The sequence below is a fragment of the Streptomyces sp. NBC_00154 genome (assembly GCF_026342835.1).
In the GTDB taxonomy this organism is placed as follows: Bacteria; Actinomycetota; Actinomycetes; order Streptomycetales; family Streptomycetaceae; genus Streptomyces.
In genome coordinates this window covers 1,201,253-1,225,368 of record NZ_JAPEMI010000001.1, presented here as the reverse complement: position 1 = coordinate 1,225,368, position 24,116 = coordinate 1,201,253, and the positions used below count along the sequence as shown (strand labels likewise).

The following is a 24,116-nucleotide window of genomic DNA, read 5'->3' as shown; positions in this document are numbered from 1 at the left end:
ACCGTGACGGACGTGACTCCTGGGGCGGACCGGGACCAAGTGGTGCGGACCCCCGTAGCACCGGTCCCGCCTCTCCTCGCACTGCGTCGCATCGCCGCCGTCTCCGCAGGGACCGGGGCACTCCTTCTCGTCCTCGGTGCCCGCTACGGCTACCACCGCGACGAGCTGTGCTACCGGGCCGCAGGCGACCATCTGGCCTGGGGATACGACGACCAGCCGCCGCTCGTCGTCCTGCTGGCCCGCGCCGAGACCGCGCTCTTCGGGGATTCACCGACCGCGCTGCGCACCGCCTCGGCCGTCGCGGTCGCCCTGACCGTGCTGCTCGTCGGACTGATCGCCCGGGAACTCGGCGGTGGCGCCCGCGCGCAGACGCTCGCCGCCCTTGCCTGGGCGGTCGCCCCGCTCACTGTCATCTCCGGGCACCTGCTCTCCACGACCACCCTCGACCTGCTGGTCTGGACGCTCATCAGCTGGCTCGTGGTCCGTCTGGTGCGTACCCGTGCGCACCGGCTGTGGCTGATGATCGGGCTGGTCACCGGGGTCGGTCTGCTCAACAAGTACTTGGTGGCGTTCTTCGTCGTCGCCCTGCTCGCCGGGATGTTCGCGGCAGGTCCGCGCACGGTCCTGCGTACCCCCTGGCTGCCGGCGGGCGCGGCGCTCGCGCTCCTGATCTCCCTGCCCGATCTGCTGTGGCAGGCGGCGCACGGCTGGCCGCAGTTCGATCTGGCGCGAGCGATCGCGCAGGACGGTGACCAGGGGGGCAGGGCGGGCTTCCTGCCGTTCCAACTTCTGCTGACCGGACCGCTGATGGCGCCCCTGTGGGCGGTGGGACTGTGGCAGCTGGGCCGGGTGGAACGGCTGCGTCCGTACCGGCTGTTCGTCCGGGCGTACGGGGCACTGGCCCTCGTGTTCCTGGTCACCGGCGGCAAGGCCTACTACCAGGGCGGCGCTTATCCGGTACTGCTGGCCGCGGGCGCGCTCACCGTCGAGGAGTGGCTCGCACGCGTGGGCCGCAGAGCCTGGCGCGGAGTGCGTACCGGGATCGTGGCGGTCAGTGGTGCGGTCACCGTACTCATCGGGCTGCCTGTCGTGCCGCTCGCCGCGTTCGCCGACAGTCCGCAGCCGGCCGTCAACGGCGACAGCGCCGAGACGGTCGGCTGGCCGCAACTCGCCGCGACCGTGGGCCGGGTGTACCGGACGCTGCCGCCCGCGGAGCGCGGGGCGACGACGATCGTGACCCGCAACTACGGCGAGGCGGGGGCACTCGCGCGGTACGGCGACGGGTACGGGCTGCCGACCGCGTACAGCGGGCACAACGCCTACCACCGGTGGGGGCCGCCGCCCTCGGACCGCAGCGCCGTGACGCTCTTCGTCGGGGCCCGGAGCGCGGGCGAACTGCGGCGCTACTGGCGTGAGGTGGAACCCGCCGCCCGGATCGACAACGGGTACGGGGTCGACAACGAGGAACAGGGCGCGGAGGTCTGGATCTGCCGGGGCCTGCGCGAGCCCTGGCCGGAGATCTGGCCCGCCTTCCGGCACCTCGGCTGACCGTCGACCGCCTTACGGCCGGCCGACGGTCCCTCAGCCGGTCAGCGGCAGCGCGGCCAATTCGGCGATCGCCCATGTGACCGGGGTGAACACGACCAGCAGGACGGCGACGCGCAGGGCCGTCGCGGCCCGCAGCGCCGAGGCCGGCGCACCGAGACGCAGCAGCATCCGAACCATGTGGGCGCGGGCCTGCTTCGCCTCGAGGGCGGAGGTCAGCAGCGTCGCCGTCGTACAGCCCAGGACCAGTACGGCGCCGAGCGCGGTGAGCGGCCCGAAGGGACGCGGTCCCGTCCCGTACAGCGCGAAGGCCGCGATCACCGCGGAGAGCACCGCGCAGACCGCACCCAGCGGCCGGCCGATCCGGTGCGCCTCGTCCATCAGCACCCTTCCGGCCAGCAGGCGTACGGCTCCTGGGCGCATCGCCTGCAGTAGCCGTCCGGCGAAGTGCGTCAGTCCGGGGCCTGCCACGGCCAGACCGATCGCGGTCAGCGACCATCCCGCCAGTACCCACGCCGGGGTGGTGTCGAGCTTCCCCGGCAGGGGGAACGCACTGCCCGAGCCATCACGGCTCGAGTACGCCTCGACCGCGAGACCGACCGCTGTCAGCGCCACACCCCACGGCAGTCCGGTCGGCGCCGGTGCCGGAGCCGGCATCTGCTCGTCCGGCGAGATGTCCTGCTCGTCGTCGTCCGGCACCGTCGCCTGCACCGGCCGGGTGCGCAGCGCCATCGCACTTGCCGTCGCCGCGGACACCGGTGCCAGCGCCAGCAGCATGAGGGCCGCGGCCACCGGCAACGGGGCGCCTGCGCCGAGCAGGTCGGCCGCCGCCCCGTCGAACGGCAGCCCGGTCAGATCGCCGCGCAGATGCAGGAAGAGGAGCAGTGCCACCATCGACCCGAGGGTGCAGGACACCGCGGTGGAGACCGCGGCCAGCACGCTGAGCCGGAACGGTCCGAGACCGACGGCGGACAGTCCCGGACGCGGGCGCGTACTGGGATCCGTGCGGGCCACCGCGACAGCGAACTGCACGGTGGCGGCCAGCGGTACGAAGCACCACAGCAGCCGCAGCGCCGCGGTGGTCGAGTATGCCGGATGCGTGGACGCGTACCCCAGGGTGCACAGCAGCAGGAAGCCGACCCCGGCGGAGGCGGCTGCGACCAGCAGCCGCCGCACCTGGACCAGCGGATGGGTGCCGCGGGCTAGACGGAGAGCGAGCACGCCGCGTGGCCTTCCGTATCGGACACGGAGGGCAGGGCGACGGTGGTGACAAGGCGGCCGTCCAGCAGCGGGACCGTGCGGTCGGCGAGCGAGGCGACCTCCGCGTCATGGGTGGCGAGCACGACCGTGATGCCGTGCGAGCGGGCCGCGCTCATGAGCGTTCGCAGCACATGGGAGCGGTCTGCGCGGTGCAGTGTCGCGGTCGGCTCGTCGGCGAAGATCACCGTGGGCGTGCCGGCCAGCGCGCGGGCCACGGCGATCCGCTGGCGCTGCCCCTGGAGCAGCGTGTGCGGCCGCTTCTTGGCGCACATGCCGATGTCGAGGCGCTCCAGCCACTCCATGGCGGCCTTCTTCGCGGCCCGGTGCGAGGCGCCGCGCAGCAGCAGGGGAAGCGCCGCGTTCTCCCAGGTGTTCAGCTCCGGTACGAGCTGGGGTTCGGGCGCGATCCAGCCGAACCGGTCCCGGCGCAGCCGCTCGCGCAGCCGCGGCCCCATGGTGTGTACCGGGACACTGTTGAACCACACCTCGCCCTGCTGGGGCACCAGTTGACCGGAGAGGCAGTGCAGCAGAGTCGTCTTGCCGCTGCCGCGCGGTCCGGTCACGGCGAGGATCTCACCGTCGCGGACGCCCAGGGAGACCCCGCCGAGCGCGGGTGAGCCGTTGTGGGAGTGGTGCAGGGAACGCGCCCAGATCACATCGTTGTCCGGCGGAGCCACCATGGCGTACACCTCGGTTCAGATCAGAGTTCCCGTCCCCTGTACGGGGGAACGAAGAGGGGGCCGATCGGTCACTGGGCACCGTAAGGATTCGAACCACGGCATCACGGCACCACGCGGCCCGGGTGCGCTCCTTCCCACTCGAATGGGCGCATCCGGGCCGCGTGAACCGTATGAAATGACTGCTGGAAGCAGGGGTGAGCGATGATCCGGCCGTGGTCAATCGGTCAGTCGATCCGTGGTCGATCGGCCGATCGACTCACGAGCCGGATCACAGTTCGGATCAGAGCTTCGTCCAGGCCTCCGTCAGCACCGACCGCAGGATGGACTCGATCTCGTCGAACGTCGACTGGTCGGAGATCAGCGGCGGGGCGAGCTGGACGACCGGGTCGCCGCGGTCGTCGGCCCGGCAGTACAGACCGTTCTCGTACAGCGCCTTGGAGAGGAAGCCGTACAGGACGCGCTCGGTCTCCTCGTCGGTGAAGGTCTCCTTGGTGACCTTGTCCTTCACCAGCTCGATCCCGTAGAAGAAGCCGTTGCCGCGGACGTCGCCGACGATCGGCAGGTCGTGCAGCTTCTGCAGCGTCGTGAAGAACGCGTTCTCGTTGTCCAGGACGTGCTGGTTGAGACCCTCGCGCTCGAAGATGTCGAGGTTGGCGAGGCCGACCGCCGCGGAGACCGGGTGGCCACCGAAGGTGTAGCCGTGCAGGAAGGTGTTGCCGCCCTCGTAGAACGGCTCGGCGATGCGGTCCGAGACTATGCAGGCGCCGATCGGGGAGTAGCCCGACGTCATGCCCTTGGCGCAGGTGATCATGTCCGGCACGTAGCCGAACTTGTCGCAGGCGAACATCGTGCCGAGGCGGCCGAAGGCGCAGATGACCTCGTCGGAGACGAGCAGCACGTCGTACTTGTCGCAGATCTCGCGCACGCGCTGGAAGTACCCGGGCGGCGGCGGGAAGCAGCCACCGGCGTTCTGCACGGGCTCCAGGAAGACCGCGGCAACCGTTTCCGCGCCCTCGAACAGGATCTCCTGCTCGATCTGGTCGGCGGCCCAGCGGCCGAAGGCCTCCGGGTCGTCGCCGTGGATCGGGGCGCGGTAGATGTTGGTGTTCGGCACCTTGTGCGCGCCGGGGACCAGCGGCTCGAACGGGGCCTTCAGGGCCGGCAGACCGGTGATCGACAGGGCGCCCTGCGGGGTGCCGTGGTAGGCCACGGCGCGCGAGATGACCTTGTACTTGGTCGGCTTGCCCTTGAGCTTGAAGTACTGCTTGGCGAGCTTCCAGGCCGTCTCGACGGCCTCGCCGCCACCGGTGGTGAAGAAGACCTTGTTGAGGTCACCCGGCGCGTAGTCGGCGAGGCGCTCGGCCAGCTCGACCGCCTTCGGGTGAGCGTAGGACCACACCGGGAAGAAGCCCAGCTCCTGGCCCTGCTTGTACGCCGCCTCGGCGAGCTCGTGACGGCCGTGACCTGCGTTGACCACGAACAGGCCGGACAGGCCGTCGAGGTAGCGCTTGCCCTGATCGTCGTAGATGTAGGTGCCCTCGCCACGCACGATGGTGGGAACGGGCGCGTTCTCGTAGTCCGACATGCGGGTGAAGTGCATCCACAGGTGGTCGTACGCGGTTCGGCTGAGGTCCTTGCTCACGGCTATCGGGTTCCCCACATATAGGTCTGCTTCTTGAGCTTCAGGTAGACGAAACTCTCGGTGGAGCGCACGCCGGGGATGGCCCGGATGCGTTTGTTGATCGTTTCCAGCAGGTGGTCGTCGTCCTCACAGACGATCTCCACCATCAGGTCGAAGGAGCCCGCGGTCATCACCACGTACTCGCACTCGGCCATGGCCGACAGCGCCTCCGCGACGGGATCGAGATCGCCTTCGACATTGATGCCGACCATCGCCTGCCGCCGGAACCCCACGGTGAGCGGGTCCGTGACGGCGACGATCTGCATCACGCCCTGGTCGAGCAGCTTCTGAACGCGCTGCCGTACAGCCGCCTCGGAGAGGCCCACGGCCTTGCCGATCGCGGCGTACGGACGACGCCCGTCCTCCTGGAGCTGCTCGATGATTGCGAGGGACACGGCATCGACCGCTGGTGACGATCCGTTCCCGGTCCTGGAGTCTGCGCTGCGACTGGCCACGGACACACTGTGCACCGGGACTCGTCTGTCTGGCAACCCCGAATCGATGAAATTCGTTGTTTTAAGGCCTTGATCTAACTGAATCCGAAGTTCACGGCGGTTGGGTATGTCGAAAGCGTTACCCCAGCGACTAGGCTGGACATCTCACCCATTGGACGTGTCGACAGGAGGGGTGGTTGTGACCACCGAGGTGCGCCGTCTGCGCAACTACATCAACGGAGAGTTCCGGGACGCCGCGGACGGGCGGACCATCGACGTGGTCAACCCGGCGACGGAAGAGGTCTACGCGACCTCGCCGCTCTCCGGCCAGGCCGATGTCGATGCCGCCATGGCCGCCGCGGCCGCCGCCTTCCCCGCCTGGCGCGACGCTACGCCCGCCGAGCGCCAGAAGGCCCTGCTGAAGATCGCGGACGCCTTCGAGGAGCGCGCTGAGGACCTGATCGCCGCCGAGTCCGAGAACACCGGCAAGCCGCTCGAACTCACCCGTACCGAAGAGATCCCGCCGATGGTGGACCAGATCCGCTTCTTCGCGGGTGCGGCGCGGATGCTCGAAGGCCGCTCGGCCGGTGAGTACATGGAGGGCCTGACCTCCATCATCCGCCGCGAGCCGGTCGGCGTCTGCGCACAGGTCGCGCCGTGGAACTACCCGATGATGATGGCCGTCTGGAAGTTCGCCCCGGCGCTCGCCGCCGGCAACACCGTCGTCATCAAGCCGTCCGACACCACCCCGGCGTCGACCGTGCTGATCGCCGAGATCATCGGCCAGATCCTGCCCAAGGGCGTCTTCAACGTCATCTGCGGCGACCGGGACACCGGCCGCGCGATGGTCGAGCACCCGACGCCGGCGATGGCCTCCATCACCGGTTCGGTACGGGCCGGCATGCAGGTCGCCGAGTCCGCCGCCAAGGACGTCAAGCGCGTCCACCTGGAGCTCGGCGGCAAGGCGCCCGCCGTCGTCTTCGAGGACTCCGACATCGCCAAGGCCGTCGAGGGCATCTCCGTCGCGGGCTTCTTCAACGCCGGCCAGGACTGTACGGCCGCGACCCGCGTCCTCGTCCACGAGTCGATCCACGACGAGTTCGTCACCGCGCTCGCCAAGGCCGCCGCCGACACGAAGACGGGGCAGCCGGACGACGAGGACGTGCTGTACGGCCCGCTGAACAACGCCAACCAGCTGAAGCAGGTCAGCGGCTTCATCGAGCGGCTCCCCGCCCACGCGAAGGTCGAGGCGGGCGGCCACCGGGTCGGCGACAAGGGCTACTTCTACGCCCCGACCGTCGTCTCCGGCCTGCGCCAGGACGACGAGATCATCCAGAACGAGGTCTTCGGTCCGGTCATCACCGTCCAGTCGTTCACCGACGAGACGCAGGCCGTGGAGTACGCGAACGGCGTCGAGTACGCCCTCGCCTCCTCCGTATGGACCAAGGACCACTCCCGGGCGATGCGGATGTCCAAGAACCTCGACTTCGGCTGCGTGTGGATCAACACCCACATCCCGCTCGTCGCCGAGATGCCGCACGGCGGATTCAAGAAGTCCGGCTACGGCAAGGACCTCTCCGCGTACGGCTTCGAGGACTACACGCGCATCAAGCACGTCATGACGTCTCTCGACGACTGACCTTCCGTGCATGCGGTGGCGGCCCCGGGCTCCGGCCCGGGGCCGTTTCCGTGCCCCGCTTCTGACGGGGCATCGACAGGGTGTGCGGATGGAGTGCATGCCGCTGGACGAATGGTCCATTGTCCGCCGAACCCGCCGACCGGCATCCTGCGCAGGTGCGAGCGATCCCGAACCACCCCATGTCCCGCCGGTCCCTGCTGCGCGCCTTCGGGGCGGGAGCGGCCGGTGCCACGCTGGCCGGCTGCGGAGTGCCCGCCGCGTATGTGCAGCCCGGTGACCGCGCCGGACGCGACTTCTCCTCCACCGACCACACGCTGCGGTTCGCCAACTGGCCGCTGTACATCGACACCGACGACGAGGACGAGTCCAAGCGGCCCACCCTCGACACGTTCACCGAGCGCACCGGGATCTCCGTCGGGTACACCGAGGAGATCAACGACAACGACGAGTTCTTCGGGAAGATCAGCCCGGCGCTGATGAACCACCAGCAGACCGGCCGGGACCTGATCGTCATCAGCGACTGGATGGCCGCCCGGTTCGTACGGCTCGGCTGGGTGCAGGAGATGGCCCGGACCGAGCAGCCCAACGTCGCCAAGTACCTGGACCCGCAGCTGCGTTCGCCCGCTTTCGACCGGGGGCGGATGCACAGCGTCCCCTGGCAGTCCGGGATCACCGGCATCGCGTACAACCGCAAGAAGCTCGGCCGCGAGATCAAGCACACGAGCGATCTCTGGGCGGACGACCTGCGTGGCAAGGTGACGCTGCTGTCCGGGCTCGACGAGTCGTTCGCCCTGCTGATGCAGGGCAACGGCGTCGACATCACCCGCTGGACGCGGGACGACTTCTACACGACGTGCGACCAGGTGGAGAAGCTGGTGAGGAAGAAGCACATCCGCCGCTTCACCGGCAACGACTACATCAAGGATCTGTCCACCGGCGATGTGCTCGCCTGCCAGGCCTACTCGGGCGATGTCATCCAACTCCAGGCGGACAACCCGGAGATCGAGTTCGTGGTGCCCGAGGAGGGGGCCGAGCTCTGGGCGGAATCGCTCATGATCCCCAACCTCGCCCGTCACAAGCACAATGCCGAGAAACTGATCGACTACTACTACGAGCCCGAGGTCGCCGCGGAACTCGCCACCTGGGTCAACTACGTCTGTCCCGTCCCGGCCGCCCGCGAGGTGCTGGCCTCGGCCAAGGACGAGGAGACCGCCGCCCTCGCCGAGGATCCACTGATCTTCCCCGACGACGCGATGCGCGCACGGCTGGCGATCGCCCGCGACATCACGTCCGAGGAACGCACCGAGTTCGCGAAGAAATGGAACTCCATCGTCGGTCTCTGAGCGAGGTGCCGGGGCGGCGTAAAGGGCGCGTAAACCCGGGCTTACGCTGCGGGCATGAGCGAGCGAAGAGCCCTGCTGAGGCGCATACGCGTGTGGTTGGTCGTCTTTATTGTCTGCCTGGTGCTGAGCGGGCTCACTGCCTTCCCGCTCGTCCATGAACTCCACTGGACCGAGGACCTGCTGAAGTCCTCGGCCTCGCCCGTTCCCGAGCACTTCCCGGCTCTGATGGAGTGGATCACCCGGGTCCGGACCGGTCTGGACGAGGCCGACGCGAAGTACCCCTTCGTGCTGTACGGCACCGACTGGCTGGCCTTCGCGCATCTCGTCATCGCCGTCGCCTTCTACGGTCCGTACCGCGACCCGGTCCGCAACATCTGGGTCATCGAGTTCGGCATGATCGCGTGCGCCGGGATCATCCCGCTCGCGCTGATCTGCGGACCGGTCCGGGGGATCCCCTTCTGGTGGTCGGTCATCGACATGTCGTTCGGTGTCATCGGGGTGATCCCGCTGCTCGTCGTCCGCCGGATGATCAAGCGGCTGGAGACCCTGCCGCAGGTGCCGGAGCCGGCGGGGGCCCCGGAACTTGCATCGGCCGGCTGATTCAGCTCTCCGACGGACGGCCGAACGCGGCGACGACCAGCCCCATCACCACATCGTTCGTGTCCGCACCCTTCGCGTCCGTGGAATTGACGCTGTAGACCATGGTGCGGGAGAGATCCCGTGAGGCCCCGATCCCCGCGTTGTAGCCCCAGCGGCCACCGGTCTTGCCCCAGACCTGGTGGCCGCCCAGTTCCCACGAGGTCAGTCCCGCGCTGTAGGCGGCGGGCTGGCCCGTCAGGTAGTCGCGCACCGAAGGGCTGGGCAGTGTGAACATCTCCTCCAGCCACGGGCCGCGCACCACCCGACCGCGGAACAGGGCGGTGACGAAGCGCTCCAGGTCGGCGGTGGTCGAGATGATGTCGCCCGCCGCCCAGCCGTCGGTCGCGCCCCAGACGCTGACGTCGCGCAGCCCGATGGAGCCGTCCGCCGACGTCATGGTCTGGTAGCCGTGGTTGTGCGGTCCGTGGATGCGCGGGTCACTTCCGGGGAACGACGTGCCGTGCAGCCCCAGTGGGCGCAGGATGCGGCGGCCGACCTCGCTCTCGTAGGTGCGGCCCGTCACCTGCTCGACCAGCAGTCCGGCCACGGTGTAATTGATGTTGAGGTAATGCTGTCGCGTCCCGGCCGGGAACTCGGCCGGTTTCGCCGTCGCCGAGGTGACCATGCCGCGCGGCGTGTGGATCCGGAAGCGGTTCTCGTACCACTCCTCCACGGTCGTGCCGGGGAAGTCGGGTGCGGGCAGGCCGCTGGTGTGGTTCAGCAGGTGGCGCACCGTCACCTTCGCGTACGCCGCCGGGATCAGCCCGGGCAGATAGGCGCGGACCGGCCGGTCCAGATCGACCTTCTTCTCGGCGGCGAGCTGTAGGACCGTGGCCGCGGTGAAGACCTTGGTCACCGAGCCCGCCCGGAACCGGGCATCCGGATCGGCCGGGCGGTTCGACCTGAGGTCGTGGACGCCGGAACTGCCTCGCCAGCTGCCGTCGGTGCCCCCGATCCGTACCAGAGCGGCCGTTGCGTCCTTGCTCGGCAGCCCCGACATGACTGCTTTCAGCGTCTCGGCGTCCGGGACGTCGTACATCGGGGCGGCCGCAGCCGTGCGGGCGGCGGCGAGAGCCGGGGCCGCTGGACCGGCAGCGATACCGAGGACCAGGGCGGCGGCGAGGACGGTACGGGCGCGGACGTTCATCGTGGTGCCTCCGGGGCGTGGAATCCGTGACAGCCGGTCGGATTCCGGCCGTCGCTTTCCGATGGACTCCATCTTGTTGATCACGCGGCGCCGGCGGATCACCGGAGCGAGCGGTCCTCGTCGGGTGTTTCTCTCGCCTGCGCGGGGGAGAGGAGCGCGGGCTCTCCCCCGGGCGAGGGAGCGACGAGCCCCGCCTCGTAGGCGCAGATGACTGCCTGGATGCGGTCGCGCAGGCCCAGCTTGGACAGCACATGGCCGACATGCGTCTTCACCGTGTGCTCGCTGACGACCAGCGCTGCTGCGATCTCCGCGTTCGACAGGCCGCGCGCCAGATGCAGCAGAGTCTCGCGCTCGCGGGCGGTCAGGATGTCGAGCCGTGCGGACGACACGGCGACCGAGGCGACCGGGCGTGCGGTGTACTCGGCGATCAGGCGGCGGGCCACGGACGGTGCGAGCAGCGAGTCGCCGGCCGCCACCACCCGTACCGCATGCACCAGATCGTCGCGGCGGACGTCCTTGAGCAGAAAGCCGCTCGCGCCGGCGTGCAGTGCCTCGTAGACGTACTCGTCGGAGTCGAACGTGGTAAGCATGACCGTCCGGCAGGACGTCTGTGCGCTGATCGCCCGGCATGCCTCGATGCCGTCCATCACGGGCATGCGAATGTCCAGCAGCACCACTTCGGGATCCAGCCGGCGCACCGCGTCGACCGCCGTTGCCCCGTCACCCGCCTCGGCCACGACCTCGATGTCCGGCTGCGCGTCCAGAATCATCGCGAAGCCGCTGCGGACCAGTTCCTGGTCGTCGGCCACCACTACGCGGATCGTCAACTCCCCACCTCCACCGTCGATATGACATGAGGGATGGTGACGCGGACCTGAAACCCGCGGCCGCCAGGGCCCGGGCCGGTTCGGGCGGTTCCGCCGTGGGCGGTGGCGCGTTCACGGATACCGGCCAGTCCGTGCCCGCTGCGATGCCCGCTTCCCGGACCGCGCCCGTCGTCGGTCACTGTCAGCGTCAACTCGTCCGGGCCGTAGGCGAGTCGTACGGAGACGGTGTGCGCGGCCGCATGTCTGACGACGTTCGTCAGTGCCTCCTGCACGATGCGGTACACGGCCGCCCCGGTGTCCAGCGGCAGCGTCCGGGCCGACCCGGTGGCCGCGTACGTGATCCCCAGTCCGCTGCGGCGCACCCGCTCGACCAGCCCCGGCAGCTCCGCCAGGCCGGGCTGCGGTTCGCGCGGAGCAGCCCGGCCGGTCTCGTTGTCGCGCAGCACGCCTAGCATCCGGCGCAGTTGTGCCATGGCGTCCCGCCCCGCCTCCGAGATCGCGTCGAACGCCGCCTCGGCCCGCTCCGGCGCCGTACGCACCGCCACCGGACCGGCCTCCGCCTGCACGATCATGAGGCTCACCGCGTGGGAGAGGACGTCGTGCATCTCCCGTGCGATCCGGGCCCGTTCGCGGGCCGCCGCCTGCTCGGCCTCGATCAGGCGCGTCCGTTCCAGCTGCCGGGCCCGGTCCTCCACCGCGCGGGTGTACGCCTGCCGGGTATGCGTGAATCGGCCGAAGGAGTACGCCGCGGTGAAGACCATCAACGAGAACACCAGCTCACGGGCCTCGCCCGTGTTCAGTGCCGCCGACGGGAAGACGACCGCGAGGGTCAGCGCGCCGAGGAGCTGACGGGTGGGCGACGGCGAGAGCGCGGCCACCGTGTACAGGGCGACGAGACCGGTGTACGGAAGGGTCTGCCCCGGGCCGTCGACGGCGAGTCCGTACAGCGCCTGCGCTGCCATGACGGCAAGGAGCACGCGGCCGGGCGCCCGACGGCGCCACACGAGCGGCAGCACCGTGAGGGTGGTCAGCAGATACGCCGCCAGGGTCGCCGGTTCCAGACGCGGGTCCCGGGGAAGGATCCACGGCACCGAAACCGCGCCCTGCACCAGCAGAGCGACTCCGATGTCCGTCGCCCGGGGACCGGCCCCCCTGAGTGCGCGTGCGCGCGCCCACACCCTCTGTATGCCCACTACGGCTTCCGGGCCACTGCGCCGAACTGGGCGACCTCGGCCCCCACTGCGGCCGGGCCGGTGCGCCAGCGGGCGCACGACACGATGCCGGGACCGATGAGCTCCAGGCCCTCCAGGAACGAGGCGAACTCGGTGCGACTGCGGGCGGTGATCGGGGGTGTGGCGTTCTCGTTCCAGAACCGCATCGCCGCTTCGTTGCCCTCGCCGCCCAGCTCGAGCGTGGGGTGGGTGAGCACCAGATAGCTGCCGGACGGCATCGCGGCCATCAGCTTCCGTACGATGCCCCGCGCCTCGTCCGTGTCGAGAACGAAGTTCAGGATGCCGAGCATCATCACCGCGACCGGCTTCTTCAGGTCCAGGGTCGGTTCGACCGCCTGCAGGATCCGTTCCGGGTGACGGGCGTCCGCGTCGATGTAGGTGGTCGCACCCTCCGGCGAGCTGGTGAGCAGCGCGCGGGCGTGCGCCAGCACGATCGGGTCGTTGTCGACGTACACGATGCGCGCGTCCGGCGCGGTGTGCTGCGCGATCTCATGGGTGTTGTCCGCCGTCGGCAGGCCGGTGCCGATGTCCAGGAACTGGCCGATTCCCGCGTCGCCGGCCAGATGGCGCACCGCCCGCCCCAGGAAGGCCCGGTCGGCGCGGGCCACTTCGCCGATGCTCGGGTACATGCCGGTGACCTGATCGCCGACCGCACGGTCGACGGGGTAGTTGTCCTTGCCGCCCAGCCAGTGGTTCCAGACCCGGGCGTTGTGCGCGATGTCGGAACGGACACGGGGGGAAAGAGGGTTGCTCCGCGGATCGGTCACATCAGTCACATCTGCTCCTCCGGCGCCGGGGGCGACATCGCGATCGATGAGGCACCGTCCATCATGCCGGATCGATCAAGGGAGCTCAGTGACAGTCGAGTTGGCGAGCAGGCCGTGCAGGGCGTCGACCCGGTTGGTGGTGATCGAGTCGACGCCGTGCGCGATCAGGCGGCGCATGGTGCGCCTGGTATCGGCTGTCCAGGCCGAGACCAGCAGCCCGTCCCGGTGGACACGGTCCGTCAACTCCTGGCTCACCAGACCGAACCGGTAGTTCAGCCAGCGCGGCTTCACCGCCTCCAGCAGACCGGCACGGGGCGGGGCGAGCGACGTCCAGGTCAGGGCGATCTCGGCGGACGGATCGGCTGCGCGCACCCGGAGCATGGCCTCGGGGCCCGCGCAGTAGTACGTACGCTCCCCGGCCCCGCACTCGCGGACCACACCGACTGTCCTGCGTACCGAATCGTCGGTGGAGCCGGGCAGGTCGACCATGAGGCGATGCGTTCCGGCGGCGAGCAGCGCCTCGCGCAGCGTGGGCACACCGCCCCCGGTCACTTCGGTGAGCTCCTGATGGGTGAGCCCGTCCAGCCTGCGATCGTGGCCCCACAGCCGTTCCAGCGTGGAGTCGTGCAGCAGGACGGGCACCCCGTCGCGGGTGACCCGGACATCGATCTCGACCGCGTCCGCCCCCCGTTCGATCGCGGAGCGGATCGACGGGAGGGTGTTCTCGCGGACACGGTACGGATCGCCGCGGTGAGCCACGGCGGTGACAGAGGTGGCCATGGGGCCATTGTCACCGCCTCCGGTCACCGGCCGGTGCGCTCCAGCCAGCTCGTCGTGTACGTGTCGATCTCGGCGGCCAGCGTCCGCTTGCCGGCCGGGTCGAGGTACGAGGCCTCCACCGCGTTCTTCGCGAGTGCGGCGAGACCCCGCTCGTCCAGGCCGAGGAGACGGGCCGCCACCCCGTACTCGTTGTTGAGGTCTGTGCCGAACATCGGCGGGTCGTCGCTGTTGATGGTGACCAGAACGCCGGCGTCCACCATCTCCTTGACCGGGTGCCGGTCGAGGTCGGTGACGGCGCGGGTCGCGATGTTCGAGGTCGGGCAGACCTCCAGCGGAATCCGGTGCTCGGCGAGGTGGTCCAGGAGCCTCGGGTCCCGGGTGGCGCTGGTGCCGTGGCCGATGCGCTCGGCGCGCAGCTCGGTGAGGGCGTCCCAGATGGTCTGCGGGCCCGTGGTCTCCCCGGCGTGCGGGACGGAGTGCAGGCCCTCGGCGATCGCCCGGTCGAAGTAGGGCTTGAATTGCGGGCGGGGCACGCCGATCTCCGGACCGCCGAGCCCGAACGCGACGAGCCCCTCGGGCCGCAGTCCGACCGCGAGCCGGGTGGTCTCCTCGGCGGCTTCCAGTCCGGCCTCGCCGGGGATGTCGAACGTCCAGCGCAGTACGACCCCGAGCTCGGCCTCGGCGGCCTTGCGGGCGTCCTCGATGGCCTCCATGAAGCCCTGCTCCGGGATCCCCCGCCGGGTCGAGCTGAACGGGGTGACGGTCAGCTCCGCGTACCGGATGTTCTGGCGGGCCATGTCACGGGCGACCTCGAAGGTCAGCAGCCGGACGTCCTCCGGGGTGCGGATCAGGTCCACGACGGAGAGATAGACATCGATGAAGTGAGCGAAGTCGGTGAAGGAGAAGTAGTCGGCCAGCGCCTCGGGGTCTGTGGGGACCTTGGAGTCCGGGTGGTGGGCGGCCAGTTCGGCGACGATGCGGGGCGAGGCGGATCCGACATGGTGGACATGCAGTTCGGCCTTGGGCAGCCCCGCGATGAAGGGGTGCAGATCGGTCATCGGATCCTCCGGAACGTGCGGTTCGAGCGGTCCGGGCGCATTGCGGCCCGGGGCGGGACGGGGATCATCGTAGGCCGGGGCCGGACCGGCGGGAGCGGGCCGTAGCATGACGGGACCACGATGGGGGAGGCCCATGTCAGACAACACAGAGCAGCCAGGGGGCGGGGCGGAGCCACGCGACCCATGGGCTCCGCCGGACAGCAGAGTGCCGCTGGAGAAGCCGTCCGGTGATCCTCGTCCGCCTGCTGTGCACGACCAGCCGACCGTGACCTCGATGCCGGGTGTGGGGGAAGGGTCCGCACCTGCCACCGGACCGGGGTTCGGTCCGGGAGCTCCGACGGGGCCGGCGCCGGCCTCCGGCCCCGGGGAGGTACCGCCGCCGCCGATCGCACCGAACGGACCGGGCCAGCAGGTCCCGCCGGCCGCGGGGCAGTACGGCTACCCGGCCGCGCCGGGCGCGCAGTACGGGAGCTACCCGGGGTATTCCGCCTACGGCCAGACGTCCTGGGGCAGTGCGCCTTCCAACGGCATGGGTACGGCAGCCATGGTGCTCGGCATCCTGGCCGTCTGCCTGTTCTGCATCTACGGGATACCCAGTCTGATCCTGGGCGCACTCGCCCTGATCTTCGGCATCCTGGGCCGTAAGCGGGTGCAGCGCGGCGAGGCGACCAACAGCGGTCAGGCGCTCGCCGGGATCATCATGGGGTCCATCGGCATGGTTCTCGGGGTGGCGATCATCGGCTTCTTCATCTGGCTGTTCGTCACCCATGCCGATGAGTTCGACGACAACACCTACAACGACGACCCGTACTCCTCGTCCCTGGTCGTCGACGTCACGCGATAGGCGATGCCGGGCGGCGGTACCGGAACCTTGCGGGACCGGTGCCGCGTATCCCACCCGATGGCCGGGCGGGCCGGGCTCCGGTCCGCCCGGCCGTCGCGCATCCGGGCCGCCTCATGGCGTGCGCAGCTCCGCCCGCGCGTCCATCAGCGCGAACCCCAACAGATTCAGCCCGCGCCAGCGCGCCGGGTTCTCGGCACGCGGATCGTCCGCCGCCAGCCCGATGCCCCAGATCCGGTCCACGGGGCTGGCTTCGACGAGCACCCGGTCCCCGGTGTTCACCAGGAATTCCCGCAGCTCGGCGTTCTGGCCGAACTTGTGGACGCTGCCCGCCACCACCAGAGCGAACCGCTCCCGCTCCCACACGGACTCGTCGAAACCGCGGACCAGCCGGCCCGTCTTCTTCGCCGCAGCGGGACTGCTCGCGGACACGGCCCGGTGCTCCGCCTCCTCGTCGCCGAAGAGCCGCGCCTTGCCGGCCATCATCCAGTGCTCGGCCGACGCGTACGCCACGCCGTCGACGGTGAACGGCGACGGCCACCACTGACTGAGACAGCTCGCACCGATCCGCCCGTCCGGGAGCGGGCGGTGTCCCCAGAACCGCAGGTACTTCACCTGCTCGCCGCGACGGGTCCGCGCCACAAGATCGTTCATGTGCTCCATGACATGCGAGTGTGGCATCCGCCACTGACACTCCGTACGGGGAATTCCGTATCGACGCGACACATGGTCGACAGATTCCGTCGCGTAACCAAAAGGCAACAACGGAATCACTTGTTGGGCTCAGTGTCCTCTGTCAGGATCGGCACTCAATTCGAGCAGAAGCTACGCCGCCCCGGTCGACGGGAACAGCGGCGGAGGAGAGCGTCATGGGCAACGGCTTCCAGGTGCAGGACCGCTTCGCGGACGGCGCGCAGTACATCGGCGGAAGTCTGCGGTCCGGCACATCGGGACGCAGTCACGCGGTCGTGAACCCGGCGACGGGCGAGACCGTCTACACCTACGAGCTGGCGGGCACCGCCGATGTCGACGCGGCCGTCGCCGCCGCCCGGGAAGCCTTCCCCGGCTGGTCCGGCGCCACACCGGCCGAGCGGTCCGAGGCGATGCACCGCTTCGCCGCCGTACTCGCCGAGCAGGCCGGCGACTTCGCGTACGCCGAGTCGCTCCAGTGCGGCAAGCCGATCAAGCTCTCCACCGAGTTCGACGTGCCGGGGACCATCGACAACACCTCCTTCTTCGCGGGCGCCGCCCGCCATCTGGAGGGCAGGTCCGCGGGCGAGTACGACGGCGACCACACCTCGTACGTACGTCGTGAGGCGATCGGTGTCGTCGGCTCCATCGCTCCCTGGAACTACCCGCTCCAGATGGCCGCCTGGAAGATCCTCCCGGCGATCGCGGCAGGCAACACGATCGTGCTGAAGCCCGCCGAGATCACCCCGCTGACCTCGTTGATGTTCGCGCAGGCGGCCACCGAGGCAGGCATCCCGGACGGCGTGATCAACATCGTCACCGGGGCGGGCAAGGACGCGGGCGAGCACCTGGTCGGCCACCCGGACGTCGTGATGACCTCCTTCACCGGGTCCACCGCGGTGGGCAAGCGGGTCGCCGAGATCGCCACCGCGACCGTCAAGCGCCTCCACCTCGAACTGGGCGGCAAGGCCCCCTTCCTGGTGTTCGACGACGCCGACCTCGACGCCGCCGTCAACGGCGCGGTCGCCGGAGCGCTCATCAACACCGGCCAGGACTGCACCGCCGCCACCCGCGCCTATGTCCAGCGCCCGCTCTACGACGCCTTCGTCAATGGGGTCGCCGAGCTGATGGCGACCGTCCGGCTCGGCGACCCCTTCGACCCGTCGACCGACCTCGGCCCGCTGATCAGCCACGCCCAGCGGGACCGGGTCGCCGGATTCGTCGAGCGCGCCCGTGCGTACGCCACCGTCGTCACCGGTGGCGAGGCGCCCGGCGGCGACCTCGAGGACGGCGCCTACTACCGGCCGACGCTGGTCGCCGGAGCCGCCCAGGACAGCGAGATCGTCCAGTCGGAGATCTTCGGCCCGGTCCTGGTCGTGCTGCCCTTCGACACCGACGACGAGGGCATCGCTCTTGCCAACGACACCCCGTACGGACTCGCCGCCTCCGCCTGGAGCCGGGACGTGTACCGGGCGGGCCGCGCCACTCGCGAGATCAAGGCGGGCTGCGTCTGGGTCAACGACCACATTCCGATCATCAGCGAGATGCCACACGGCGGATACAAGGCCAGCGGCTTCGGCAAGGACATGTCGGCGTACTCCTTCGAGGAGTACACGCAGGTCAAGCACGTGATGTATGACAACACCGCGGTCGCCCGCAAGGACTGGCACCGCACGATCTTCGGGGACCGATAGCCCGGCCGACCACGGCCATTCCCACCCGAAAGGGCAACGCGCATGGAGCAGTACGAGCCGGAGCACCTCTCTGCAGCGCAGCTGGCCGCGATGCGGCGCAGTCTGACCAGCGGCAGGGGCGCCCTCACCCGGCGTTCACTCATCCGCGCCTCCGGTCTGGGCGCGCTCGCGCTCGGCGGACTGGGGACGCTGAGCGCATGCGGTATTCCGCCCGCGAAGCGGGAAGGGGACGCCGCAGCGGCCTCGGACGACCATTCGGCCAAGGAGAAGCAGATCAACTTCTCCAACTGGACCGAATACATGGACGTCAGTGAGGACGAGAAGCACCGGCCCACCCTGGAGGCGTTCACGAAACGCACCGGGATCAAGGTCAAGTACACCGAGGACATCAACGACAACGTCGAATTCTTCGGCAAGATAAAGCCGCAGCTGGCCGCGGGCCAGGACACCGGCCGGGACCTCATCATCGTCACCGACTGGCTGGCCGCGCGGATCATCCGGCTCGGCTGGGCCCAGAAGCTCGACCCGGTGAACCTGCCGCACGCCTTCGCCAATCTCTCGTCCCAGTTCCGCACCCCCGACTGGGACCCGGGCCGCGCCTACTCGTACCCCTGGACCGGCATTCCGACCGTCATCGCCTACAACTCCAAGGCGACCGGCGGACGCAAGGTCGACTCCATCACGCAGCTGCTCGACGACCCCTCCCTCAAGGGCCGGGTCGGGTTCCTCTCCGAGATGCGTGACTCCGTCGGCATGACCCTGCTCGACATGGGCAAGGACCCCGGGACGTTCACGGACGCCGACTTCGACGCGGCGATCGGCCGGATCCAGAAGGGCGTCGACAAGAAGCAGATCCGCCGCTTCACCGGCAACGACTACACCGCGGACCTCGACAAGGGTGACATCGCCGCCTGCATCGCGTGGGCCGGCGACATCATCCAGCTCCAGTCCGGAAACCCGGACATCAAGTACGCGATCCCGGCCGCCGGTTACATCACGTCGAGCGACAACATGCTGGTCCCCGCCAAGGCCCGGCACAAGACCAACGCCGAGAAGCTCATCGACTACTACTACGAGCCGCCGGTCGCCGCCCAGCTTGCCGCCTACATCAACTATGTCTGTCCTGTCGACGGTGTCCGCGAGGAACTCACCAAGATCGACAAGGCGATGGCTGCCAACACACTCATCCTTCCCGACAAGGAGATGGCGGCCCGATCGCACGCCTTCCGCTCGCTGACAAGCAAGGAAGAGACGGCGTACGAGGAGAAGTTCGCCAAGCTCATCGGCGCCTGACCGCCGTGCCTTTTCCCCCTCGCCCGATCTCCCCCTGACACCACTGGGACTGCGACCCATGACACAGCAGCAGACAGAAGGCGGCGACGTCCGCCTCACCGGGATCAGCAAGATGTACGGTTCCTTCGCCGCCGTCCAGCCGCTCGACCTGACCGTCCCGCAGGGTTCCTTCTTCGCCCTGCTCGGAGCGTCCGGCTGCGGCAAGACCACCACCCTGCGGATGATCGCGGGGCTGGAGGAGGCCACCACCGGCACCATCTCGCTCGGCGGCCGGGACATCACCGACCTGCCCCCGTACAAGCGGCCCGTCAACACCGTCTTTCAGAGCTACGCGCTCTTCCCGCACCTGGACATCACCGAGAACGTCGCCTTCGGTCTGCGCCGGCGCGGCGTCAAGTCGGTGAAGAAGCAGGTCGACGACATGCTGGAGCTCGTTCAGCTCGGCGACTTCGCGAAGCGCAAACCGCACCAGCTCTCCGGCGGTCAGCAGCAGCGCGTAGCCGTCGCCCGAGCCCTGATCAACCACCCGCAGGTGCTCCTGCTCGACGAGCCGCTCGGCGCCCTCGACCTCAAGCTGCGCCGCCAGATGCAGCTCGAGCTCAAGCGCATCCAGACGGAGGTCGGCATCACGTTCATCCATGTCACCCACGACCAGGAGGAGGCCATGACCATGGCCGACACCGTCGCGGTGATGAACGCGGGCCGCGTCGAGCAGCTCGGTGCCCCCGCCGATCTGTACGAGAACCCGAAGACGACCTTCGTCGCCAACTTCCTCGGCACCTCCAACCTCATCGAGGGCGAGATCACCGAGTCCGGCACGGACATCCTCGTCGGCGTGGGCGGCAGCACTCTGCGACTGCCCGCCGGGCGATGCTCGGCACCCACCGCCCTCGGCGGGAGGATCCTGGTCGGCATCCGCCCGGAGAAGATCTCCCTCGCATCTGCCGGCGAAGCCGACACCATAGCCGCCGGACGCAACCGGGTGACCGGCCGGATCGTCGACTCCAGCTTCATCGGCGTCTCCACGCAGTACGTGGTGGAGAGCCCGGCCGGCAAGGCACTGCAGGTGTACGAGCAGAACGTCGGGCATCGCGCGGGACTCACCCGCGGCGCCGAGGTCGTCCTGCACTGGAACCCGGAGCACACCTTCGGCCTCGACGCGGCCCAGGACATCGACGCCGGTGTGGAGACGGTGGAGGACGCGACGTGACCGTCACCGAAGCGCCGCCCGCGCCGCCCAAGGACCCCGCCGAACTCCCCGTACGCAAGGCCTCCACCCGCAAGCGGCTCGTCCCGTACTGGCTGCTGCTCCCCGGCATCCTCTGGCTGGTCGTCTTCTTCGCCCTGCCGATGGTCTACCAGGCATCGACCTCCGTACAGACCGGATCCCTGGAGAAGGGGTTCGAGGTCACCTGGCACGTCCAGACCTACTGGGTCGCGCTGTCCGAGTACTACCCGCAGTTCATCCGGTCCCTGCTGTACGCGGGCACCGCGACGATTCTCTGCCTGCTGCTCGGCTACCCGCTCGCGTATCTCATCGCGTTCAAGGCGGGCCGCTGGCGCAATCTGGTGCTGGTGCTGGTCATCGCGCCCTTCTTCACCAGCTTCCTGATCCGTACCCTCGCCTGGAAGACGATCCTCGCGGACGGCGGCGCGGTCGTCGACGTACTGAACGCCCTGCACGTCCTGGATGTCACCAGCTGGCTCGGCTGGACCGAGAACAACCGGGTGCTGGCCACGCCGATGGCTGTCGTCTGCGGTCTCACGTACAACTTCCTGCCGTTCATGATCCTGCCGCTCTACACCTCGCTGGAGCGGATCGACGGCAGGCTGCACGAGGCGGCCGGCGATCTGTACGCCACCCCCGCCACCACCTTCCGCAAGGTGACGTTCCCGCTCTCCATGCCGGGTGTCGTCTCGGGCACGCTGCTGACCTTCATCCCGGCCAGCGGTGACTACGTCAACGCCGAACTGCTGGGCTCCACCGACACCAAGATGGTCGGCAGCGTCATCCAGACCCAGTTCCTGCGCGTCCTCGACTACCCGATGGCCGCCGCGCTCTCCTTCATCCTCATGGCGGTCGTCCTGCTGATGGTGACCGTCTACATCCGCCGCTCCGGGACGGAGGACCTGGTCTGATGCCCGTACTGCGCTGGCTCCGCCGCCATCTGATCGTCATCGCGGGTCTGCTGACCCTCGCCTACATGATTCTTCCGAACATCGTCGTGATGGTGTTCTCCTTCAACAAGCCGAACGGGCGCTTCAACTACGCCTGGCAGCGCTTCTCGCTGGACGCCTGGACGGACCCCTGCGGCGTCGCCGACATGTGCGGCTCGCTCTCGCTCTCCCTCCAGATCGCCACCTGGGCGACGATCGGCGCGACCGCGCTCGGCACGATGATCGCCTTCGCGCTGGTCCGCTACCGCTTCCGGGCGCGCGGCGCGATCAACTCGCTGATCTTCCTGCCGATGGCGATGCCCGAGGTCGTCATGGCCGCCTCACTGCTTACGCTCTTCCTCAACATGGGCGCCCAACTGGGTTTCTGGACGATCCTCATCGCACACATCATGTTCTGCCTGAGCTTCGTCGTGACGGCGGTCAAGGCGCGCGTGATGTCGATGGACCCGCGACTGGAGGAGGCGGCCCGCGATCTGTACGCGGGACCCGTGCAGACCTTCGTCCGGGTGACCCTGCCGATCGCCGCCCCCGGAATCGCCGCGGGAGCGCTGCTCGCCTTCGCGCTCTCCTTCGACGATTTCATCATCACCAATTTCAACGCGGGCTCGACCGTGACCTTCCCCATGTACGTGTGGGGTTCGGCGCAGCGCGGCACACCCGTGCAGATCAACGTCATCGGCACGGCGATGTTCGTCATTGCCGTTCTGGTGGTTGTCGCCGGCCAACTCATCACGAACCGGCGAAAAAACAGCGCACGACCCTGAAAGTCCTGAAGGAGTTGGAAACCATGGCCCCAGCTGCCATGCGTACTGCTGCACAATCACTCTCCGGCGCACGACCGGTCTCGTTCTGGCTGGACGATCCCGGCAGGCCCGACGCGCTTCCCGCGCTCACCGGCGACGAGCACTGCGATCTGCTCGTCATCGGCGGCGGATACAGCGGACTGTGGACCGCGCTGATCGCCAAGGAACGCGATCCGGAACGGGACGTCGTACTGATCGAGGGGCACGAGGTGGGCTGGGCCGCCTCGGGCCGCAACGGCGGATTCTGCGCCGCCTCCCTCACCCACGGCCTCCCCAACGGCCTGGAACGCTGGCCGGACGAGATCAAGAAGCTGGAGGAGCTGGGCGAGCAGAACCTCGACGCCATCGAGGCGGCCGTCGCCCGCTACTCCATCGACTGCGCATTCGAGCGCACCGGCGAAATCGATGTCGCCACCGAACCGCATCAGCTGGAAGAGCTGCGGGAATGGCACCAGGAAGCCGAGAAACTCGGCTTCACCGGAGTGGAATTCCTCGACCGGGAGGCACTGCGCGCGGAAGTCGACTCACCGACTTTCCTCGGCGGACTCTGGGACCGGCGCGGAGTCGCCATGCTGCACCCCGCCAAGCTGGCCTGGGGCCTCAAGCGGGCCTGCCTCGATCTGGGGGTACGGGTGTACGAGCACACCCGGGGCCTCGAACTGGCCAGGACCGCCACCGGGATGGCGGTCCGCACGCCGTACGGCAAGGTCCTCGCCCGCCGGGTCGCACTCGGCACGAACATCTTCCCGTCGCTGGTCAAGCGAGTGCGCCCGTACACCGTCCCGGTCTACGACTACGCGCTGATGACCGAGCCGCTCACCGCCGACCAGCTCGCCTCCATCGGCTGGAAGAACCGGCAGGGACTGGGCGACAGCGCCAATCAGTTCCACTACTTCCGGCTGTCCGAGGACAACCGGATCCTGTGGGGCGGCTATGACGCGATCTATCCGTACGGTGGCCGGCTGAGCGCCGATCTCGACCAGCGGCCGGAGACGTTCCTCAAGCTCGCGGGCCAGTTCTTCGACTGCTTCCCGCAGCTGGCAGGGGTAGGTTTCAGTCACGCCTGGGGCGGTGCGATCGACACCTGTTCCCGCTTCTCCGCCTTCTTCGGTACGGCCCACCAGGGGCGGGTCGCCTACGCCGCCGGATTCACCGGCCTCGGGGTCGGGGCCACCCGGTTCGGCGCCGATGTGACGCTCGATCTGCTCTCCGGCGAACGGACCGAGCGGACCGGTCTGGAGATGGTGCGCACCAAGCCGATGCCGTTCCCGCCGGAGCCGTTCGCCTGGGCCGGGATCGAACTCACGAAGAGGTCCCTGGCCAGGGCGGACAGTCATGGGGGCCGGCGCAACCTGTGGCTGCGCACGATGGACCGGCTGGGGCTCGGCTTCGACAGCTGACCCGGGTCCGGGAGACGCCGGTCGGGGTGTGACCCGATTCACTTCCGACTGGTGCCCCCGACTCGCGTAGATCCGGGCCGAACCCCCTCTCGCCGTGTGGACGCACCGTCGGTGCACACGGAACGGGAGGCCGGCCATGACTGGCTCGGGGTTCACAACTGCCGGGCGCGCGAGCTGCTTTGGCG

The 24,116-nt window shown here is 69.1% G+C and carries 22 protein-coding genes; 11 read left to right on the top strand and 11 right to left on the bottom strand.

The features are described from left to right. The first annotated feature begins 3 nt into the window (after positions 1-3). Entirely contained in the window at positions 4-1,548 is a 1,545-nt protein-coding gene (locus OHA03_RS05305; protein WP_267001248.1) for a glycosyltransferase family 39 protein, read from the top strand. Positions 1,549-1,581: 33 nt separating this feature from the next. On the opposite strand, the gene OHA03_RS05300 is transcribed toward OHA03_RS05305, so the two are convergent. The 4 genes from OHA03_RS05300 to OHA03_RS05285 form a co-directional block, all read right to left on the bottom strand. Continuing rightward, positions 1,582-2,766 (bottom strand): hypothetical protein, encoded by a 1,185-nt coding sequence (locus tag OHA03_RS05300; protein ID WP_267001246.1) that lies wholly within the window; start codon positions 2,764-2,766, stop codon positions 1,582-1,584. Beyond that, complete coding sequence (locus OHA03_RS05295) at positions 2,748-3,485, bottom strand: ABC transporter ATP-binding protein (RefSeq protein ID WP_267001244.1); 738 nt, start codon at positions 3,483-3,485, stop codon at positions 2,748-2,750. The genes OHA03_RS05300 and OHA03_RS05295 overlap by 19 nt, the downstream gene beginning before the upstream one ends. A 280-nt stretch (positions 3,486-3,765) precedes the next feature. Then, the gene (locus OHA03_RS05290; RefSeq protein WP_037853716.1) at positions 3,766-5,145 is read right to left on the bottom strand and encodes an aspartate aminotransferase family protein; all 1,380 of its coding nucleotides are present in this window, start codon (positions 5,143-5,145) and stop codon (positions 3,766-3,768) included. Further along, a complete protein-coding gene (locus tag OHA03_RS05285; protein ID WP_267001239.1) occupies positions 5,130-5,636 on the bottom strand; it encodes an Lrp/AsnC family transcriptional regulator in 507 nt (168 codons plus the stop codon). Before OHA03_RS05285 ends, OHA03_RS05290 begins: the two co-directional genes overlap by 16 nt. Before the next feature lie 163 nt (positions 5,637-5,799). On the opposite strand from OHA03_RS05285, the gene OHA03_RS05280 reads away from it, so the two are divergent. The 3 genes from OHA03_RS05280 (at position 5,800) to OHA03_RS05270 (ending at position 9,182) form a co-directional block, all read left to right on the top strand. Further along, positions 5,800-7,239: a gamma-aminobutyraldehyde dehydrogenase gene (locus tag OHA03_RS05280; RefSeq protein WP_267001237.1), complete on the top strand. Its 1,440-nt coding sequence runs from the start codon at positions 5,800-5,802 to the stop codon at positions 7,237-7,239. Between the two features lie 179 nt (positions 7,240-7,418). Next, complete coding sequence (locus OHA03_RS05275) at positions 7,419-8,582, top strand: spermidine/putrescine ABC transporter substrate-binding protein (RefSeq protein ID WP_267007933.1); 1,164 nt, start codon at positions 7,419-7,421, stop codon at positions 8,580-8,582. A 54-nt stretch (positions 8,583-8,636) separates the two neighbouring features. Then, the gene (locus OHA03_RS05270) at positions 8,637-9,182 is read left to right on the top strand and encodes a hypothetical protein (RefSeq protein ID WP_267001235.1); all 546 of its coding nucleotides are present in this window, start codon (positions 8,637-8,639) and stop codon (positions 9,180-9,182) included. Position 9,183: 1 nt separating this feature from the next. Here OHA03_RS05270 and OHA03_RS05265 read toward each other — a convergent pair whose 3' ends face one another. The 6 genes from OHA03_RS05265 to OHA03_RS05240 form a co-directional block, all read right to left on the bottom strand. Next, positions 9,184-10,368 (bottom strand): serine hydrolase, encoded by a 1,185-nt coding sequence (locus tag OHA03_RS05265; RefSeq protein ID WP_267001233.1) that lies wholly within the window; start codon positions 10,366-10,368, stop codon positions 9,184-9,186. Between the two features lie 98 nt (positions 10,369-10,466). Continuing rightward, the gene (locus OHA03_RS05260; protein WP_267001231.1) at positions 10,467-11,195 is read right to left on the bottom strand and encodes a response regulator transcription factor; all 729 of its coding nucleotides are present in this window, start codon (positions 11,193-11,195) and stop codon (positions 10,467-10,469) included. Next, positions 11,192-12,382 (bottom strand): sensor histidine kinase, encoded by a 1,191-nt coding sequence (locus OHA03_RS05255; protein WP_267007932.1) that lies wholly within the window; start codon positions 12,380-12,382, stop codon positions 11,192-11,194. Before OHA03_RS05255 ends, OHA03_RS05260 begins: the two co-directional genes overlap by 4 nt. A gap of 5 nt (positions 12,383-12,387) precedes the next feature. Then, positions 12,388-13,194: an SAM-dependent methyltransferase gene (locus OHA03_RS05250; protein ID WP_267007931.1), complete on the bottom strand. Its 807-nt coding sequence runs from the start codon at positions 13,192-13,194 to the stop codon at positions 12,388-12,390. A gap of 75 nt (positions 13,195-13,269) precedes the next feature. Beyond that, positions 13,270-13,974 (bottom strand): glycerophosphodiester phosphodiesterase, encoded by a 705-nt coding sequence (locus OHA03_RS05245; RefSeq protein ID WP_267001229.1) that lies wholly within the window; start codon positions 13,972-13,974, stop codon positions 13,270-13,272. Between the two features lie 23 nt (positions 13,975-13,997). Beyond that, on the bottom strand, positions 13,998-15,032 hold the full coding sequence (locus OHA03_RS05240) for an adenosine deaminase (protein ID WP_267001227.1): 1,035 nt from the start codon (positions 15,030-15,032) through the stop codon (positions 13,998-14,000). A 133-nt stretch (positions 15,033-15,165) separates the two neighbouring features. Here OHA03_RS05240 and OHA03_RS05235 point away from each other — a divergent pair, with 133 nt between their 5' ends. Continuing rightward, the gene (locus OHA03_RS05235; protein WP_267001225.1) at positions 15,166-15,876 is read left to right on the top strand and encodes a DUF4190 domain-containing protein; all 711 of its coding nucleotides are present in this window, start codon (positions 15,166-15,168) and stop codon (positions 15,874-15,876) included. Between the two features lie 111 nt (positions 15,877-15,987). Here OHA03_RS05235 and OHA03_RS05230 read toward each other — a convergent pair whose 3' ends face one another. Further along, positions 15,988-16,536 (bottom strand): NADAR family protein, encoded by a 549-nt coding sequence (locus OHA03_RS05230; protein ID WP_267001223.1) that lies wholly within the window; start codon positions 16,534-16,536, stop codon positions 15,988-15,990. A gap of 206 nt (positions 16,537-16,742) precedes the next feature. On the opposite strand from OHA03_RS05230, the gene OHA03_RS05225 reads away from it, so the two are divergent. From OHA03_RS05225 to OHA03_RS05200, 6 genes are read left to right on the top strand one after another with little or no spacing between them, the layout of a single operon-like run. Then, complete coding sequence (locus OHA03_RS05225) at positions 16,743-18,257, top strand: gamma-aminobutyraldehyde dehydrogenase (protein ID WP_267001221.1); 1,515 nt, start codon at positions 16,743-16,745, stop codon at positions 18,255-18,257. 42 nt (positions 18,258-18,299) lie between these two features. After that, positions 18,300-19,550: a spermidine/putrescine ABC transporter substrate-binding protein gene (locus OHA03_RS05220; RefSeq protein WP_267001219.1), complete on the top strand. Its 1,251-nt coding sequence runs from the start codon at positions 18,300-18,302 to the stop codon at positions 19,548-19,550. Positions 19,551-19,608: 58 nt separating this feature from the next. Then, positions 19,609-20,760, top strand: coding sequence for an ABC transporter ATP-binding protein (locus OHA03_RS05215; protein ID WP_267001217.1), 1,152 nt, complete (start codon positions 19,609-19,611; stop codon positions 20,758-20,760). Next, the gene (locus OHA03_RS05210; protein ID WP_267001215.1) at positions 20,757-21,689 is read left to right on the top strand and encodes an ABC transporter permease; all 933 of its coding nucleotides are present in this window, start codon (positions 20,757-20,759) and stop codon (positions 21,687-21,689) included. The genes OHA03_RS05215 and OHA03_RS05210 overlap by 4 nt, the downstream gene beginning before the upstream one ends. Next, entirely contained in the window at positions 21,689-22,492 is an 804-nt protein-coding gene (locus OHA03_RS05205; protein ID WP_267001213.1) for an ABC transporter permease, read from the top strand. Before OHA03_RS05210 ends, OHA03_RS05205 begins: the two co-directional genes overlap by 1 nt. A 23-nt stretch (positions 22,493-22,515) precedes the next feature. Next, on the top strand, positions 22,516-23,931 hold the full coding sequence (locus OHA03_RS05200; protein ID WP_267001211.1) for an FAD-binding oxidoreductase: 1,416 nt from the start codon (positions 22,516-22,518) through the stop codon (positions 23,929-23,931). Positions 23,932-24,116 lie beyond the last annotated feature (185 nt).

What these genes read in the sequence shown, in the direction of transcription:
- OHA03_RS05295 (WP_267001244.1), bottom strand. Translation starts at nt 3,485, where the DNA reads ATGGTGGCTCCGCCGGACAACGATGTGATCTGGGCGCGTTCCCTGCAC.
- OHA03_RS05275 (WP_267007933.1), top strand. Translation starts at nt 7,419, where the DNA reads ATGTCCCGCCGGTCCCTGCTGCGCGCCTTCGGGGCGGGAGCGGCCGGT.
- OHA03_RS05270 (WP_267001235.1), top strand. Translation starts at nt 8,637, where the DNA reads ATGAGCGAGCGAAGAGCCCTGCTGAGGCGCATACGCGTGTGGTTGGTC.
- OHA03_RS05265 (WP_267001233.1), bottom strand. Translation starts at nt 10,368, where the DNA reads ATGAACGTCCGCGCCCGTACCGTCCTCGCCGCCGCCCTGGTCCTCGGT.
- OHA03_RS05245 (WP_267001229.1), bottom strand. Translation starts at nt 13,974, where the DNA reads ATGGCCACCTCTGTCACCGCCGTGGCTCACCGCGGCGATCCGTACCGT.
- OHA03_RS05240 (WP_267001227.1), bottom strand. Translation starts at nt 15,032, where the DNA reads ATGACCGATCTGCACCCCTTCATCGCGGGGCTGCCCAAGGCCGAACTG.
- OHA03_RS05235 (WP_267001225.1), top strand. Translation starts at nt 15,166, where the DNA reads ATGTCAGACAACACAGAGCAGCCAGGGGGCGGGGCGGAGCCACGCGAC.
- OHA03_RS05230 (WP_267001223.1), bottom strand. Translation starts at nt 16,536, where the DNA reads ATGGAGCACATGAACGATCTTGTGGCGCGGACCCGTCGCGGCGAGCAG.
- OHA03_RS05225 (WP_267001221.1), top strand. Translation starts at nt 16,743, where the DNA reads ATGGGCAACGGCTTCCAGGTGCAGGACCGCTTCGCGGACGGCGCGCAG.
- OHA03_RS05220 (WP_267001219.1), top strand. Translation starts at nt 18,300, where the DNA reads ATGGAGCAGTACGAGCCGGAGCACCTCTCTGCAGCGCAGCTGGCCGCG.
- OHA03_RS05215 (WP_267001217.1), top strand. Translation starts at nt 19,609, where the DNA reads ATGACACAGCAGCAGACAGAAGGCGGCGACGTCCGCCTCACCGGGATC.
- OHA03_RS05205 (WP_267001213.1), top strand. Translation starts at nt 21,689, where the DNA reads ATGCCCGTACTGCGCTGGCTCCGCCGCCATCTGATCGTCATCGCGGGT.
- OHA03_RS05200 (WP_267001211.1), top strand. Translation starts at nt 22,516, where the DNA reads ATGGCCCCAGCTGCCATGCGTACTGCTGCACAATCACTCTCCGGCGCA.